Source organism: Humibacillus xanthopallidus, from assembly GCF_044793955.1.
In the GTDB taxonomy this organism is placed as follows: Bacteria; Actinomycetota; Actinomycetes; order Actinomycetales; family Dermatophilaceae; genus Humibacillus; species Humibacillus xanthopallidus_C.
The window spans coordinates 136,900-152,014 of record NZ_CP084995.1 but is presented as its reverse complement, the minus strand read 5'-3'; the positions used below and the strand labels follow the sequence as shown (position 1 = coordinate 152,014).

The 15,115-nt window shown below is 69.7% G+C and carries 14 protein-coding genes; 9 read left to right on the top strand and 5 right to left on the bottom strand.

Annotation, left to right across the window (positions count from 1 at the left end; all coding sequences use genetic code 11):
• Positions 1-645, bottom strand: coding sequence for a PadR family transcriptional regulator (locus LG278_RS00695; protein ID WP_404389934.1), 645 nt, complete (start codon positions 643-645; stop codon positions 1-3).
• A 344-nt stretch (positions 646-989) separates the two neighbouring features.
• Between LG278_RS00695 and LG278_RS00690 the strand changes: the two genes are divergently transcribed.
• From LG278_RS00690 to LG278_RS00650, 9 genes are all read left to right on the top strand, one after another.
• Entirely contained in the window at positions 990-3,272 is a 2,283-nt protein-coding gene (locus LG278_RS00690; protein ID WP_404389932.1) for a transglycosylase domain-containing protein, read from the top strand.
• Positions 3,269-4,714 (top strand): glycosyltransferase 87 family protein, encoded by a 1,446-nt coding sequence (locus LG278_RS00685; protein ID WP_404389930.1) that lies wholly within the window; start codon positions 3,269-3,271, stop codon positions 4,712-4,714. The genes LG278_RS00690 and LG278_RS00685 overlap by 4 nt, the downstream gene beginning before the upstream one ends.
• Before the next feature lie 52 nt (positions 4,715-4,766).
• On the top strand, positions 4,767-6,263 hold the full coding sequence (locus tag LG278_RS00680) for a fused MFS/spermidine synthase (RefSeq protein ID WP_404389928.1): 1,497 nt from the start codon (positions 4,767-4,769) through the stop codon (positions 6,261-6,263).
• Between the two features lie 228 nt (positions 6,264-6,491).
• Positions 6,492-6,779, top strand: coding sequence for a 30S ribosomal protein S6 (rpsF, locus tag LG278_RS00675; protein WP_404389926.1), 288 nt, complete (start codon positions 6,492-6,494; stop codon positions 6,777-6,779).
• 91 nt (positions 6,780-6,870) lie between these two features.
• Positions 6,871-7,509 carry a single-stranded DNA-binding protein gene (locus LG278_RS00670; RefSeq protein WP_404389924.1) on the top strand — a complete coding sequence of 213 codons (639 nt, stop codon included), beginning with the start codon at positions 6,871-6,873 and terminating at the stop codon, positions 7,507-7,509.
• 117 nt (positions 7,510-7,626) lie between these two features.
• The gene (rpsR, locus tag LG278_RS00665) at positions 7,627-7,863 is read left to right on the top strand and encodes a 30S ribosomal protein S18 (RefSeq protein WP_013494395.1); all 237 of its coding nucleotides are present in this window, start codon (positions 7,627-7,629) and stop codon (positions 7,861-7,863) included.
• Positions 7,864-7,889: 26 nt separating this feature from the next.
• Complete coding sequence (gene rplI, locus LG278_RS00660; RefSeq protein WP_404389921.1) at positions 7,890-8,336, top strand: 50S ribosomal protein L9; 447 nt, start codon at positions 7,890-7,892, stop codon at positions 8,334-8,336.
• Between the two features lie 444 nt (positions 8,337-8,780).
• Complete coding sequence (locus LG278_RS00655) at positions 8,781-9,308, top strand: DUF4262 domain-containing protein (RefSeq protein WP_404389919.1); 528 nt, start codon at positions 8,781-8,783, stop codon at positions 9,306-9,308.
• A gap of 223 nt (positions 9,309-9,531) precedes the next feature.
• A complete protein-coding gene (locus tag LG278_RS00650) occupies positions 9,532-10,326 on the top strand; it encodes a hypothetical protein (RefSeq protein WP_404389917.1) in 795 nt (264 codons plus the stop codon).
• 271 nt (positions 10,327-10,597) lie between these two features.
• Here LG278_RS00650 and LG278_RS00645 read toward each other — a convergent pair whose 3' ends face one another.
• The 4 genes from LG278_RS00645 to LG278_RS00630 are packed head-to-tail and all read right to left on the bottom strand — an operon-like array spanning position 10,598 to position 14,920.
• On the bottom strand, positions 10,598-11,626 hold the full coding sequence (locus LG278_RS00645) for a LacI family DNA-binding transcriptional regulator (RefSeq protein ID WP_404389915.1): 1,029 nt from the start codon (positions 11,624-11,626) through the stop codon (positions 10,598-10,600).
• Complete coding sequence (locus LG278_RS00640) at positions 11,623-13,170, bottom strand: GH1 family beta-glucosidase (RefSeq protein WP_404389913.1); 1,548 nt, start codon at positions 13,168-13,170, stop codon at positions 11,623-11,625. Before LG278_RS00640 ends, LG278_RS00645 begins: the two co-directional genes overlap by 4 nt.
• Positions 13,167-14,003, bottom strand: a complete 837-nt coding sequence (locus tag LG278_RS00635) for a carbohydrate ABC transporter permease (RefSeq protein ID WP_404389911.1) — start codon at positions 14,001-14,003, stop codon at positions 13,167-13,169. Before LG278_RS00635 ends, LG278_RS00640 begins: the two co-directional genes overlap by 4 nt.
• A complete protein-coding gene (locus LG278_RS00630; RefSeq protein WP_404389909.1) occupies positions 14,000-14,920 on the bottom strand; it encodes a carbohydrate ABC transporter permease in 921 nt (306 codons plus the stop codon). Before LG278_RS00630 ends, LG278_RS00635 begins: the two co-directional genes overlap by 4 nt.
• Positions 14,921-15,115 lie beyond the last annotated feature (195 nt).

Below are 15,115 nucleotides of genomic sequence, written 5' to 3'. Positions count from 1 at the left end.
TCACTCCTTGATGTTGGTGGTGCTGGTGTTTGTGGTGGTGGTGATGTCTGTGGTCGTGTCGTCGTATGCCGTGGGGCCCGGGTCGAGGGTCGCGCGGCGTTCGGCGACGATGAGCTCCTCGAGCCAGCGCACCTCGCGCTCGGCCGCGTCCTCGCCGTGCTGCTGGAGGGCGAGGGTGTAGCCGTCCATGCGCTCGCGGTTGCGGGTGGAGGCGTCACGGATGTTGGCGAGGCGCTCCTCGAGCCGGGAGCGCCGACCTTCGAGGATGCGCAAGCGGACCTGCGCCTCGGTGCGCGAGAAGAAGGCGAAGCGCACGTCGAAGTCGTCGTCGTCCCAGGCGTCGGGGCCGCTGGCCGCGACGAGGTCCTGGAAGTGCTCCTTGCCGTCGGCCGTGAGCTCGTAGGTGATGCGAGGGCGCTTGCCGGCCGTGGTCGGCTCCTGCGTCTCGTGGATCCAGCCCGCGTCGACGAGCCGCTTGAGCGCCGGGTAGAGCGAGCCGTAGGACAGGGCCCGGAAGATGCCGAGAGCGGTGGTGAGCCGCTTGCGCAGCTCGTAGCCGTGCAGGGGACCGTCGTGGAGCAGGCCGAGCACCGCGAACTCGAGCAGCGCAGCACGGCGGCTCTGGGGTCGGTCGGTCTTCGGCACGTCCTCACCCTACACGCAGATATATCGCTGCGATACATCGCCGATCGAGAGAGCAATCCGTCCACGACCCGCGGCACCGCGCGGTTGGCCGCCCCCGGACGGATTGCTCTCTCGATCGGCAGGGGAACCTCAGAGCGCCTCGGGACGCTGATGGGATGTGCCGGTCGCGTCCGTCGCGACGGGGTGGCGACCCGGTGGTGGGCCTGTGTGGGTGCTGTGAGGACCGGCGTCTCGTTTGGCTGGTTGGACGCGCGTCAGGCCATACTGATAGGCGGCTCGGGAGGACTCCCGGGCCGAATTGATCGCATGTCGACGTGTTGTCGGTGGAAGTGGAGTGGGTTGCAGTGAGTCAGAGCAGGCACGAGATCCGTGCTGCCCAGCTGGCGGGGTCGAAGGGCCGGGCGTCAGGTGGCAGCGGGACCGGGGCACCTGACGGACCTGGCGACTCCGGCTTCGCCGAGGGCGGGGCCAACGGAGACGGCGGCGGACGCACCGGCTGGAAGAAGTGGGCCCTCGGCACCCTCAAGTGGGGCTCCATCGCGGGCCTCGCACTTCTCGTCATCGGGGTCGTCGGCGTCTTCTTCGCCTACAACCAGACTGCCATCCCGCAGCCCAACGAGCTCGCCGACAAGCAGGTCTCGATCGTCTACTACGCCGACGGCAAGACCGAGCTCGACCGGATCGCCGTCGCGGAGGGCAACCGCGAGTCGGTGCCGCTGTCGAAGGTGCCGAAGTTCGTCCAGGACGCCCACATCGCCGCCGAGGACCGCACGTTCTACGAGAACAACGGCATCTCGGTCGGCGGCATCCTGCGCGCGGTCAAGACGAGCATCACGGGCGAGACCCAGGTGGGTGGCTCGACGATCACCCAGCAGTACGTCAAGAACTACTTCCTCACGCAGGACCGCACCCTGACGCGCAAGGCTCGCGAGATCCTCATCGCCGTCAAGATCGACGGCCAGCTGAGCAAGGAAGAGATCCTCGAGAAGTACCTCAACACCATCTACTACGGCCGCGGCGCCTACGGCATCCAGAGCGCCGCGAAGGCCTACTTCGGCAAGGACGTCACCAAGCTGACCGTCGCCGAGGGCGCCGTGCTGGCGTCGGTCATCAACGCCCCGTCGCTCTTCGACCCGGCCAACGGTGAGAAGGCCCAGGCCAACCTCGAGAAGCGCTACGCCTACGTGCTCGACGGCATGGTCGAGGAGGGCTGGCTCTCGGCCGCCGACCGCGCGAAGTACGACGAGCTGCCCAAGATCCTCGACTACAAGGGCAACCGGTTCTCGGCCGGCCCCAACGGCTTCATCACCGCTGCCGTCAAGAAGGAGCTGCTCTCGACGGGGCTCACCGAGCAGGACATCGACAAGGGTGGCCTGCGCATCGTCTCGACGATCGACAAGAAGGCACAGACCGCCGCGGTCGCCGCGGTGAAGGACAACCTGCCCAAGGAGGTCAAGGGCGGCCTCGTCGCCCTCCGCCCCGGTGACGGTGCGGTCGTGGCGATGTACGGCGGCGCCGACTACGCCAAGGACCAGTTCAACACCTCGACGCAGGCCATCATGCAGGGCGGGTCGAACTTCAAGCCCTTCGCCGTCCTGGCCGCTGTCCGTGACGGTATCTCGACGAAGACGAAGTTCGACGGCGACACCCCCCAGACCTTCGGCGACACGAAGATCAACAACTACGAGTACACCTCCTACGGCGAGGTCGACATGCGTCGGATGATCGGCCGCTCGATCAACACGGCCTTCGTCGCGCTCAACGAGGAGATCGGGCCGGACAAGACCCGCCAGGCGGCCATCGACGCCGGCATCCCCGAGCGCACTCCCGGTCTCGGCACCGACCTGACCAACGTCCTCGGCACCGCCTCGCCCCGCATCATCGACATGGCCACCGCCTACTCGACGATCGCGTCCCAGGGCGTGCGCGCCAAGCCGTACTTCGTCCAGAAGGTCACCTCGAGCACCGGCGACTTCAGCTACGAGGCCAAGCCGGAGACCGCGCGGGCCTTCGACAAGGACGTGACCGCCGACGTCACCGACGCGATGACCGCCACCGTCAAGACCGGCGGGACCGCCACCAAGATCGGGCGGACCCTGGACCGTCCGGTCGCCGGCAAGACCGGCACCTCGGAGCAGAACCGGTCGAAGTGGTTCTCCGGCTTCGTCCCCCAGCTCGCCGTCTCCGTGGGCATGTACAAGCCCACCGCTGACGGCAAGAGCAACCTGGAGCTGAGCCCGGACGAGTCCTCCCTCCCCGACGGCTCGACGATCCCGGCCAACATCTGGCTCGACTTCATGAAGGTCGCGACGGACAACATGGAGGTCCAGGACTTCCCGAAGCGCGCAGGCGTGGGCGACAACAAGATCTCGACCCCGACCCCGACGTTCACGCAGACGCAGACGGCGACCCCGACCGAGACGCAGACGCCGACGACGACGGTCACTGTGCCGCCGTCCACGACGACGACCGAGGCGCCGCCCACGACGACGCAGGCGCCACCGCCCACGACGACGGCGCCGACGAAGACCAACGGCACGGGCAAGCCGACGCCGACCCTCCCGACGGTCGAGCCGACGCCCACCCTCGCCGCTCCCACCCCGACAAAGCCCGGCAACGGGCCGTGACGCGGCCGGCCGACCCGGTCGCGCGGGCGGCCTCCGAGGTCATCGGAGGCCCCCGCGGCCGGTATGCCGTGTCGCGCGAGCTCCCGTGGGTGCTCACCGCCGCGCTGCTGTCGGCCCTCACTGCCGTCACGGCGGGCTTCGGCATCCTCCTGCGCATCCCCTGCCTGCGCACGGGCTTCGCCGGCATCGACCAGTTCTGGAACGCCTGCTACGCCGACCTGCCCACCACCTACCGTGACGCGAACGTCAAGGCCGGCCTCGCGGCATACCTGCAGGGGGGTGCCGACGCCCCCGAGACGGGGCAGCCGCCGCTGACCGGGCTGGCGCTGACGGCGGTCGCGAGCCTCGTGCCCGACGGGTCGCTCAACTCCCGCGCCGCGTGGTTCTTCGCGCTGTGGTCGGTGCTGCTGACGCTGCTGCTGCTCGTCATCGTGTGGCTCGTCGCGTCGAGCGCGCACCCGCCCATCTCGGCCGCGCACGTCGCGCTGTCACCGGTGGTGGCGCTGACGGCGTTCATCTCGGCCGACCTGCTCGGCGTGGCACTCGCGACCGCGGGCCTCTGGGCCTGGTCGCGGCGCAGCCCGACGCTCGCGGGCGTCCTGCTGGGCCTCGCCATCTCGGCCCGCTCCTACCCCGTGCTCCTCCTCGTCGCGATCGGTCTGCTCTGCCTGCGCTCCGGACGGTTGCGCGAGTTCGTCCGCACGGCCGCGTATGCCGTCCTGACGTTCGGCGTGGTGCTGTCGGCCGTCTGGCTGGTCAACCCCACTGCCGCGGCGAGCGCCTACACCAACTGGGTCTCGGCGCCGGCGGGCTACGGCTCGCCGTGGCTGCTGCCCCAGCTCGCCGGCAACGCGCTGCCCGAGGGGGCCGTCACGGCGCTCGCGGTGGCGGGCTGGTTCGTGGCCCTGCTGGCGGGCGCGGTGCTCGCGCTGTCGTCGGCCCGTCGCCCGACGGTGGCCGAGGTGTCGCTCGTCATGGTCGCGATCGTGCTCGTCACGGGCAAGTCCTTCACGGTGCAGAGCTCGCTCTGGCTCGTGCCGCTCGTCGCGTGGTGCGCGGTGCAGTGGCGCGACCACCTCATCTGGGCCGGCGCCGAGGCGCTCAACTTCGTCGCCGTGTGGCTGACGATCGCCGCGACGACGGTGCCCGACCGGGGGATGCCGGCGGCCTGGTACTCCTTCTTCTCCATGCTCCGTGTCGTCGCGGTGCTCTGGCTCGCCGCCGTCGTGTGGCTGCGGGCGCGGGAGCGCTGGGACCGGCCCGTGGCCGCCGGGGTGGCCGACGGGGTCGACGCCGGGGTTGTCTCTGGAGTCGACGACACGGTTGCCGAAGACGCTGCCGACACGGTCGCGCCTGGGGCTGGCGACCGGGTGCCCGAGGTCGACGACCTCGCCGGACCGATGGCCGGCGCCCCCGACCGCGTCCTCGTCCGCTTCAGCTGAGACGCCGCGAGGCTGCGGGCCCTGAGCCGCGGCACGCGTCGTAGGGTCGAGCATGCGCCCTGCCGACCGTGCCCTCCCCGGCTGGCTCGCCGCCGCCATCGTCTTCGGCTCGTCCGCGGCGGTGCTCGTGCTCGAGATCACCGCCCTGCGGCTGATCGCGCCCTACGTCGGCATCACCCTCGAGACCAACACGAGCGTCATCGGGCTGGCGCTGGCCGCCATCGCCTTCGGGGCCTGGTCCGGTGGGGCGGCCGCCGACCGTCGCCCGCCCCGCTCGATGATCGGGCCGCTGCTCGTCGTCGGTGGCGCGCTCGTGCTGCTCGTGACACCGGCGATCCGGCTGGCGACCTCGGTCGTCGGCCCGTCGGCGGCGCCCGTCGTGGCACTGATGCTCGCGGCGGTCACCGTCTTCGCCCCGGCCGCCGTGCTGTCCTCCGTCAGCCCGATGGTCGTCAAGCTGCAGCTCTCCAGCCTCGACCAGACCGGTGCCGTCGTCGGGCGGCTCTCCGGCATCGGCACCCTGGGGGCGATCCTCGCGACCTTCCTCACCGGCTTCGTGCTCGTTGCCGTCGTGCCGACGAGCGTCATCCTGCTCGGCACCGGAGGGGTGCTCGTCGTGGCCGGAGTGGCCCTCGTCGTCTTCGCCCGGAGGCGCGGGGATGCGCCGAGTCCGGGCACCGCCGCGGCCATCGCCGTCGCCCTCGTCGCCGGCGCCGGAGGCGTGCTCGTCGCCTCGCCCTGTGACGTCGAGACGAAGTACCACTGCGCGTCCGTGCGTCCCGACCCCGCCCGTCCCGGCGGGCAGGTGCTGGTGCTCGACACGTTGCGTCACAGCTACGTCGACCCGGGCGACCCGGCATACCTGGAGTTCGGCTACGTGCGCACCTTCGCGGCGGCGCTCGACACGCTGCCGAGCGGCCCTCTGTCGGTGCTGCACGTCGGTGGGGGCGGCATGACCCTGCCGCGCTACCTGCTGCAGGCGCGTCCCGAGGCGACGAGCACGGTGGTCGAGATCGACCCCGGCGTCGTCGAGGTCGACCGGTCACGGCTCGCCCTGCCCGACGACCCGCGTCTGCGCGTCGAGGTCGCCGACGGGCGGGTCGCCGTGGCGGGCTACCCCGACGACTCCTTCGACGCCTACGTCGGCGACGCCTTCGGCGGCATCGCGGTCCCGTGGCACCTGACGACGCGCGAGACCTTCGTCGACGTCGAGCGGGTGCTGCGCCCCGGCGGTCTCGTCGTGCTCAACGTCATCGACTTCCGACGGCTCGACTTCGCCCGGGCCGAGGTGGCCACGCTCGCGTCGGTCTTCGACCACGTCGCGCTCGCGGCCGCCCCGGGCGCCCTTGCCGGACCCGGCGGCAACCTCGTCCTCCTCGCGTCCGACGAGCCGATCGACCGCGCCGCCGTCGAGGCGGCTATGGATCGCCAGGAGTCGCCGATGGAGCTCGTCGCGGCCGACGACCTGCTCACCTTCGTGGGCGATGCTCCCCAGGTGCTGCGCGACGACTGGGCGCCGGTCGACCAGCTGCTCACCACCGGGCGCTGACGCGGCTCCCGGGACCCGACGGGTCGGCCCCGGTGGCCCGGTCCCGCCGATTTCGGTGTATGCCGGATGGCCCGGTAGTCTTGCCGGGTTCGCCGTGTGCCTGGCTGTGGATCACTCCGACCCCGTGTCGGTGCGGTCTGTGATGCTGGGGCCCGGTGGGACGAATGCAACCCTCCTGTCACGGGAGAGACCCGTGACCGCCAAGACCAAAGGAGGTGGGTTAGAAGCATGCGTCAGTACGAACTCATGGTCATCCTCGACCCGGAGACCGAAGAGCGCTCAGTCGGCACCACGATGGAGCGTTACCTCGCCGTCATCAAGAAGGACGGTGGCACCGTCGACAACGTCGACATCTGGGGCCGTCGTCGCCTCGCCTACGACATCAAGAAGAAGTCCGAGGGCATCTACACCGTCGTCAACTTCACCGCGGAGCCGGCCACGGCCCAGGAGCTCGACCGACAGTTGAACCTCAACGAGTCGATCATGCGGACCAAGCTGCTCCGTCCCGGCGCCTGAGTCTCTCCTCCCGGCGCCCCTGGGCGCCATCGCAGGTCACCCAACGATCCGCCCCTTCCACCCGCTCGATCACCCAACGAAGGACTGGTCCATGGCAGGCGACACCGTCATCACGATCATCGGCAACCTGACCGCCGACCCCGAGCTGCGTTTCACGCCGTCGGGGGCTGCGGTCGCGAACTTCACCGTGGCCTCGACGCCGCGGCAGTTCGACCGTCAGAGCAACGAGTGGAAGGACGGCGAGACGCTGTTCATGCGCTGCTCGGTGTGGCGTGACGCGGCGGAGAACGTCGCCGAGTCGCTGCAGCGTGGCACCCGTGTCATCGTCTCCGGTCGCCTCAAGTCCCGGTCCTACGAGACCAAGGAGGGCGAGAAGCGCACCGTCGTCGAGATGGACGTCGACGAGATCGGCCCGTCCCTGCGCAGCGCGACCGCCAAGGTCAACAAGACCCAGCGCGGTGGCGCGGGTGGCGGTGGCTTCGGTGGCGGCCAGGGTGGCCAGGGCGGCAGCGGCTGGGGTGCCCCGGCCGGTGGCGGCCAGGCCGGTCAGGCCGAGGACCCCTGGGCGACCGGCGGTTCCACGCCGGCTGGTCAGGGTGCCGGCGGTCAGGGTGGCCAGGGCGGTCAGGGCGGCGGCTGGGGACAGCCCGCCGCTGCGCCGGGCGCTCCTCAGGGTGGCCAGGGTGGTGGCTGGGGCGCTGCTCCCAGCTACGACGAGCCGCCCTTCTGACCGACCCGACAGGGTCGGCTCCGCCGCCCGGTCCGCCGGACGGCATACGAACAAGACATCAATGACCCATCCCGGGGCCTCTAACCCCGGGCTCTCATCACGAAGGAGAGCACCACGATGGCAAAGCCCGTTGTGCGCAAGCCCAAGAAGAAGGCCAACCCGCTCAAGGCGGCGAAGGTCGAGAACATCGACTACAAGGACACCGCGCTGCTGCGCAAGTTCATCTCCGACCGCGGCAAGATCCGCGCTCGTCGGGTGACCGGTGTGTCCGTCCAGGAGCAGCGTCTCATCGCCACGGCCGTCAAGAACGCCCGTGAGATGGCCCTGCTGCCCTACTCGAGCTCGGCTCGCTGAGCCGGATTCGAGAGAGGAACACCACCATGAAGCTCATTCTCACGCACGAGGTCACTGGCCTCGGTGCTGCCGGCGACATCGTCGAGGTCAAGGACGGCTACGGCCGTAACTTCCTCATGCCGCGTGGTCTCGCGACCCCGTGGACCAAGGGCGGCCAGAAGCAGGTCGACGCCCTGACCAAGGGCCGCGAGGTCCGCGAGATCAAGGACCTCGACACCGCCAAGGGTGTCAAGGGCCAGCTCGAGGCCACGTCGGTCAAGGTCCCGGCCAAGGCCGGCCAGTCCGGTCGTCTCTTCGGTGCTGTGAGCAACGGCGACATCGCCGCTGCCGTCAAGGCTGCCGGTGGCCCGGAGCTCGACAAGCGCAAGATCGAGGTGAAGCAGGCCATCAAGACGCTCGGCTCCTACGAGGCGACCGTCCGTCTGCACCCCGAGGTCGCGGCGACCCTCACGTTCGAGGTCGTCTCCGCCTGACACACCGCGAGGGGCCGGCATCCGCACTCAGCGGAGGCCGGCCCCTTTCGTGTGCCCCCGCCACCGTCGAGTGGGCACTTCCCACCGAAGCCCCAGCCCAAGGTCGAGTGGGCACTTCCCACCCCAACGTCGAGTGGGCACTTCCCACCGCGCGTGGAGGCCGTATGCCGTCCAACCCCGGATGTGCCGTCCCTCCTTGCCCGTCGAGTGGGCACTTTCCACCGCCCTTGAGGCCGTATGCCGTCCGCCCCCGGGTTGTGCCGTCCCTCCTTGCCCGTCGAGTGGGCACTTCCCACCCCAACGTCGAGTGGGCACTTTCCATCGTTTGTCCACACCCCGTGATGCCGTAATGGGGTTCATCCACAGCCTGCACAGCACCGCTGTTGTGCTCCGTCGCCACCCCCCACCGTGGAGACATCGACAACGACGGACCACGGAGGGTGCATGAGCGACATCACGACGGAGCAGTGGCTGGAGCAGGAGGATCGAAGGATCAGCCTCACCATCAGGAAGCATGGCTGCGCCCTCCAATACGTCCAGCCGTGCAAGGACGACGGCCTGGTGACCCCGTTCTGCTACACGATCGGACTCTTCGGCCTCGGACACCCTGAGCTGCTCGTGTTCGGTCTCGACTTCCCGAGCGCAACCGGCTGCCTCAACCACCTGCACGGTCTGGTCCGGGCGGGCCGTGACCTCGTGGCAGGTGAGGTCCTGACGTTCCCCGGCCACGACGAGAAGTATCTCGTCGAAGAGGTGCCGAATGCCGGCCAGATCGTCTTCGTGGCCAACCGGCACTACCAGCGGCCGAGCACCGCGTCCGTGCCAGCATTTCAGCTCACCTGGTCCGTGGGCGGCGTGTTCCCATGGGAGGACGGCTACCCCTACCGGCCCGAGTCCCAACCGCGGCCGGGCACCTTTTCCGCTGTGCTCGACGGTGCCGGTGACAGCGGGCCCGCTTCCCGCGCCGGGTGACACCGTGATCCTGCCTGACGGGATCATCCTGCCACCGAACCCGTTTCTCTCTTCGTCCATGCGGTTGGCAGGCGTCCCCCAGCGGCTCCTTGACTCACCCCTGCTGCTCCGTCCCCACAGAGGCGTGCGCGCCCTGAGGCCGCCGGAGTCATTGGTCGAGCGAGCGTCCGGTCTCGCCCCGGTGCTCCCTGACGGTTCCGCCTTTTCCCACATCACCGCCGCGATGCTCCACGGACTGCCGTTGTCGTACGCGATGGAGCAGGACGAGAGGCTGCACGTCACCCGTCCCCTGGACGGTCGCCGCATGCGTCGACCCGGCGTCGTTGCCCACCGGGCTCTTCATCCGCGCGCGCTCACACACGTCGAGGGTCTCCTGGTGGTCGATCTCGCTGACACGTGGGTTGATCTCGGTGAGCTGGTCGGGCGGGGCAAGCCGGTGGGGCTCGACGACCTGATCGTGGTCGGAGACGCCATCGCCACGCGGCTTGGCTCGACGGCTCCTCTGAGGGCGGCGGTCATGGCGCGAGTCCGTCCGCGGGGCAAGGTGACGCTGCTCGAAGCCCTGGAGGAGATCAGGGTAGGGTCTGCCTCCCCTCGGGAGACGCTTGCCCGGCTCGTGCTGGTGCGGTGCGGTCTGCCCGAGCCAGCACTCAACGCGCCGGTGTTCGACGCGGGAGGGCGTCTCCTCGGCTTCGCCGACCTGCTCTGGGAAGAGCAGCGGTTGGCGGGCGAGTACCAAGGCAAGGAGTTCCATGACGAGCCCGACCAGCGCGTGAGGGACGCGCGGCGGGGCCATCGCTTCAAGCGAGGTGCAGGCTTGTCGATGGAGGAGATCTGGAATGCGGACATGAAGGACTCAGAGGCGCGTCGGGAATGCGTGCTGCGCTTCGCCGCCGCACTCGGGGTGGCAGAGTCCTCGCTCGACCTGTCGCAGGCCGACCCGCGCTTCTTCTCAGCGCGCGCCATTGAGATGGCCATCCAACGTGACATGCAGCGGAGTGCTCGTCGGAGGGACTGAGCGGAAGCGTGGCAGTGTCCTCCGCTAGTGCCAACCACATTGAGTGGGCACCTTCCCGCGCACTTCGAATCTGGTGGGAAGTGCCCACTCGACGTTGCACAGAGAGGTCGGGCGGGCGGCGAGCCGCGCCGGGGCTGGTGGAAAGTGCCCACTCGACGTTGCGGGGAAAGTGCCCACTCGACTTTGGGGTGGGAAGTGCCCACTCGACGGGGCGGGGGAAAGTGCCCACTGGACTTTGTGGTGGGACGTGCCCCGACGTGGGGGCACGGCGTCAGGTGGAGTCGCGCACGACGAGGCTGGTCTCCATCATCGTCACGTGCTCGACCTGCTCGCCCGCGAGCAGACGCAGCAGGGTGTCGGCCATGACGACGCCCATCTCGAGGGAGGGCTGCGCGACGGTCGTCAGCCCGATCCGCCCGCGCGTCGCATACGGGCTGTTGTCGAAGCCGACGATCGCGACGTCCTCGGGCACCCGCAGCCCACGCTCGGCGAGAGCGAGCAGGACCCCGCTCGCCATGAGGTCGCTCGCGACGAAGATCGCGTCGAGGTCGGGGTGCTCGTCGATGAGCGTCAGTGCAGCCCGTATGCCGCCCGCTTCCGTGAAGTCCCCGTGCGCGATCCTCGCGTCGCTGAGTCCCGCAGCCAGCACGGCGTCGCGCCAGCCCATCTCGCGGTCGACGGCCGCGGGCATGTCGGCGGGACCGGTGATCGTCGCGATCCGCCGCCGCCCTCGCTCGATGAGGTGCTCGACCCCGTGCCGCGCGCCGAGCCGGTTGTCGACATCGATGTAGTAGTCGCCGGGGTTGGCGATCTGGCCGAGCGGGCGACCGCCGAAGACGACGGGTAGCGAGCGTCCGAGCGAGGCGAGGAAGTGGTCGCCCGAGTGGTGCGACACGACGATCGCACCGTCGACGTTGCCGCCGAGCAGGTAGCGCCGCGTCTTCTCCGACGGGCTGCTCGGGTGGGTCAGCTGCAGGTTGAGCACGTAGTCGCTGTCGTCGAGCCGCTCGCTGATGCCCTGCACGACGTCGGCGAAGTAGGGGTCACCGAAGAAGCGGTGCGCGTTCTCGGGTACGACGAGCGCGATCGACATCGTGGCCCGCGCCGCGAGCGACCGGGCTGCCCGGTTGGGCACGTAGTTGAGCTCGGCGATCGCCTTCTCGACGACGATGAGCACGTCGGGGCTCACGCGCGGCGACCCGTTGATGACGCGTGACACCGTGGCGCGCGAGACGCCGGCCACCCGCGCGACCTCCTCAAGGGTCGGTCGGCCGACGGGGGCCAGCGTCCCTTCGCTCATGTCCGCGTGTCTCCTGGGGGATCGGTGTGCCGCTCGAGGGCGATGAGGTCGGCGTCCGGCGGCGGCAGCTGCCGGGTCGCGATGACCCGGGCGAGGTCGAGCGCGCTCGCCTTCGGGGTGCGCACCTGTGTGTCGTAGTCCACACGGACGATACCGAAGCGCTTGGCATAGCCCCACGCCCATTCGAAGTTGTCGAGCAGCGACCAGTAGAAGTAGCCGCGCACCGGCACCCCCTGGTCGATGGCGTCGAGGATCGCCCCCAGGTGGGCACGCACGTATGCCGTCCGGTCGCGGTCCTCGACGAAGCCGCGGTCGTCTGCCACGTCGTCGAAGGCGGCGCCGTTCTCGGTCACGTGCAGGGCGACCCCCGCCGGGCCGGCATACTCCGCCTGCAGCCGCACGAGCAGGCGGGTGAGGCCGTCGGGCTGGATCTCCCAGTCCATGTCGGTGACCGGCAGGCCGCGCGGGTGGCGGTGCGCGTCGTCGGCGGCGGGGAAGGGCGACCGCGTCTCGCGACCCCCGTTGACGCTGTCGTCGAGCGCCGACGCCGGCGCCTCGTGCCCGATCGCCTCGCCGTTGTAGTAGTTGACGCCGAGGACGTCGATCGGCGTGGAGATGACGGCGAGGTCGCCATCTCGGATGTGGTCCTCGAGTCCCAGGTGGCGGACGTCCTCGAGCAGGTCGGCCGGGTAGGCCCCGCGGAAGATCGGGTCGAGGAAGATCCGGTTCATCTGGGCGTCGATGCGGCGTGCGCCGTCGACGTCGCGCGGGTCGTCCGGGTCGAGGGGGTCGGCGACGGTGAAGTTCAGCGTCAGCCCGAGCTCGAGCGACGGGTCGCGGTCACGCAGCGCCCGCACCGCCTTGCCGTGGGCCAGCATGAGGTGGTGGGCAGCGGCGAGGCCGTCGGCGGGGGAGGTGCGGCCCGGCGCGTGCATGCCGGCGGTGTAGCCGAGGAAGGCCGAGCAGAACGGCTCGTTGAGCGTCGTCCACGTGCGCACCCGGTCGCCGAGGCGGTCGTGCACGGCGAGCGCGTAGTCGACGAAGCGGTCGGTCGTCTCACGCACCGTCCAGCCGCCGCGGTCCTCGAGCGCCTGGGGCAGGTCCCAGTGGTAGAGCGTCAGCCACGGAGCGATGCCGCCCTCGAGGAGCGAGTCGACGAGTCGCTCGTAGAAGTCGAGGCCCGCGGCGTTGACGGCGCCGCCGTCGGGGCACACGCGCGGCCACGAGGTCGAGAAGCGGTAGGACTGCAGACCGAGCGTCTTCATGAGAGCCACGTCAGCGGCATACCGGTGCACGTGATCGCACGCGACGTCTCCGGTGTCGCCGTCGACGACAGCGCCGGGGGTGTGCGAGAAGGTGTCCCAGATGGAGTCGGTCCGGCCGTCCTCGTGGCGGGCGCCCTCGATCTGGTAGGCCGCGGTGGCGGCTCCCAGCACGAAGTCTCGGGGCACGGGGCGCGACCCGGGGACGATGAGCTGGGGTGTCACCGTGGTCGCTCCTCTCGTCTCGGGCTGGTGCCTCGGGTGGGTCAGGTGGGCGGTCATCCCTTGACTGCTCCTTGCATGATGCCGGACACGAGTTGCTTGCCGGCGAAGGCGAACAGGACGATGAGGGGGAGCGCCATGAGCACGACCCCGTTGAGCACGAGCGAGTAGTCGACGAAGTAGGCCGCCTGCAGCTGCTGGAGCGCGACCGGGAGCGTCGGGTTGCCCGGGTCGAGGATGATGAACGGCCAGAAGAAGTTCGTCCACGTCGCGATGAAGGTGAACAGGCCGAGCATCGCGGCGCCCGGCCGGGCGGCCGGCAGGGCGATCGACCAGAACGTGCGCAGCGTCGACGCGCCGTCGACCCGCGAGGCCTCGATGAGCTCGTCGGGCAGCGCCTCCTGGAGGTACTGCGTCATCCAGAAGACGCCGAAGGCGCTGACCGCGCTCGGGATGATGACGGCCCAGAGGCTGCCGATCCAGCCGAGCTTGCTCATGACGATGAAGAGCGGCACGATGCCGAGCTGCGTCGGCACGGCCATGGTCGCGATGACGAAGACGAGTAGGCCGTTGCGGCCGCGGAAGCGCAGCTTGGCGAAGGCGAAGCCGGCCAGCGCCGAGAAGAGCACGACGAGCAGCGCGACCGTCGAGCTGACGAGGATGCTGTTGCCCAGCGCCTTCCAGAACGGCACCGTCGTGACCACGGTGGCGGCGTTCTGGAAGAAGTGCCCGCCGGGGATGAAGGAGTAGGGGTCCTGCACGATGGCAGCGGAGTCCTTGCTGCCGATGACGAAGGACCACCAGAGCGGGAACGCCGAGGCCAGCAGCACGACGATGAGGAAGACGTATGCCGTCGGGCTGGCCTGGGTGCGGCGGATGACCTTGGTTCTCATCGCGGTCCCTTCGAGGCGATCCTGCGCGTGACGAGGAAGTTGATGACGGCGAAGACGACGATGATGAGGAAGAGCATCCAGGCGACCGCTGCGGCCCGGCCGAAGTTCTTCTGCGTCCAGCCGAGCTGGTAGAGGTAGAGGGTCAGCGTCTGCCACTGGCGGTCGGCGCCGCCGAGGCCGTACTGGTCATACATCCGCGGCTCGTCGAAGATCTGCAGGCCGCCGATGGTGGAGGTGATGATGACGAAGATGATCGTGGCCCGCAGCTGCGGGATGGTGATCGAGAAGAACGTGCGGATGCGTCCGGCGCCGTCGATCATCGCGGCCTCGTAGTAGTCGCGGGGCACCGCCTGCATGGCGGCGAGGAAGATCAGGGCGTTGTAGCCGATCCACCGGAAGTTGACCATCGTGGCGATGGCGACGTGGCTCGGCACCACCTCCTTGTGCCACTGGATCGGGTCGATCCCCACGAGCCCGAGCAGGTGGTTGACGAGGCCGAACTTGTCACCGAAGAGGTCGCTGAAGATGAGGGCCACGGCGACGGGGGCGAGCACGTAGGGCAGCAGCACGCCCATCCGCCAGAACGTGCGGGCCCGCAGGCCGCTGTCGAGGGCGGCGGCGATGAGCAGCGCGATGATGATCTGCGGCACGCTCGAGAGCAGGAAGATGCTGATCGTGTTCTTCAGCGCGTTCCAGAAGTAGGGCTGACCGAGCACGTCGGTGTAGTTCTTCAGCCCGACGAAGTCGCCCTGCCCGCCGATGAGGCTCCACTTGTGGAGGGAGACCCACGCCGTGTAGAGCAGCGGGAAGAGCCCGACGACGGCGAAGAGGATGAAGAACGGCGAGATGTACGCGTACGGCGAGGCCTTCTCGTCGGCGCGGGTGAGGCGTCGGCGCCAGGCGGGCCGCGGGGCCATCGGCGTCCGCTCGACGGAGGCCTCCGGGCCGGGCTCCGGGCCGGGTTTCGGGCGAGGTGGGGACTGGACGGTCACGGTCGGATCCGCTCGTCGGGCGGGCGGCGCGGTGCCTGGTGGGAGGTCACCGCGCCATCCGCTGGTCGGCGCTCAGCGGCATACCGCTGGCTTGTGCTGGTGGCCGGCCTGCCGGCCGAT

Bases quoted from the DNA above. Each gene is read 5' to 3' on its own strand.
- LG278_RS00655 (WP_404389919.1), top strand. From the start codon at position 8,781: ATGAGCGACATCACGACGGAGCAGTGGCTGGAGCAGGAGGATCGAAGG.
- rpsR (WP_013494395.1), top strand. From the start codon at position 7,627: ATGGCAAAGCCCGTTGTGCGCAAGCCCAAGAAGAAGGCCAACCCGCTC.
- rpsF (WP_404389926.1), top strand. From the start codon at position 6,492: ATGCGTCAGTACGAACTCATGGTCATCCTCGACCCGGAGACCGAAGAG.
- LG278_RS00650 (WP_404389917.1), top strand. From the start codon at position 9,532: ATGCTCCACGGACTGCCGTTGTCGTACGCGATGGAGCAGGACGAGAGG.
- LG278_RS00640 (WP_404389913.1), bottom strand. From the start codon at position 13,170: ATGACCGCCCACCTGACCCACCCGAGGCACCAGCCCGAGACGAGAGGA.
- LG278_RS00630 (WP_404389909.1), bottom strand. From the start codon at position 14,920: ATGGCCCCGCGGCCCGCCTGGCGCCGACGCCTCACCCGCGCCGACGAG.
- LG278_RS00680 (WP_404389928.1), top strand. From the start codon at position 4,767: ATGCGCCCTGCCGACCGTGCCCTCCCCGGCTGGCTCGCCGCCGCCATC.
- LG278_RS00635 (WP_404389911.1), bottom strand. From the start codon at position 14,003: ATGAGAACCAAGGTCATCCGCCGCACCCAGGCCAGCCCGACGGCATAC.
- LG278_RS00670 (WP_404389924.1), top strand. From the start codon at position 6,871: ATGGCAGGCGACACCGTCATCACGATCATCGGCAACCTGACCGCCGAC.
- rplI (WP_404389921.1), top strand. From the start codon at position 7,890: ATGAAGCTCATTCTCACGCACGAGGTCACTGGCCTCGGTGCTGCCGGC.
- LG278_RS00645 (WP_404389915.1), bottom strand. From the start codon at position 11,626: ATGAGCGAAGGGACGCTGGCCCCCGTCGGCCGACCGACCCTTGAGGAG.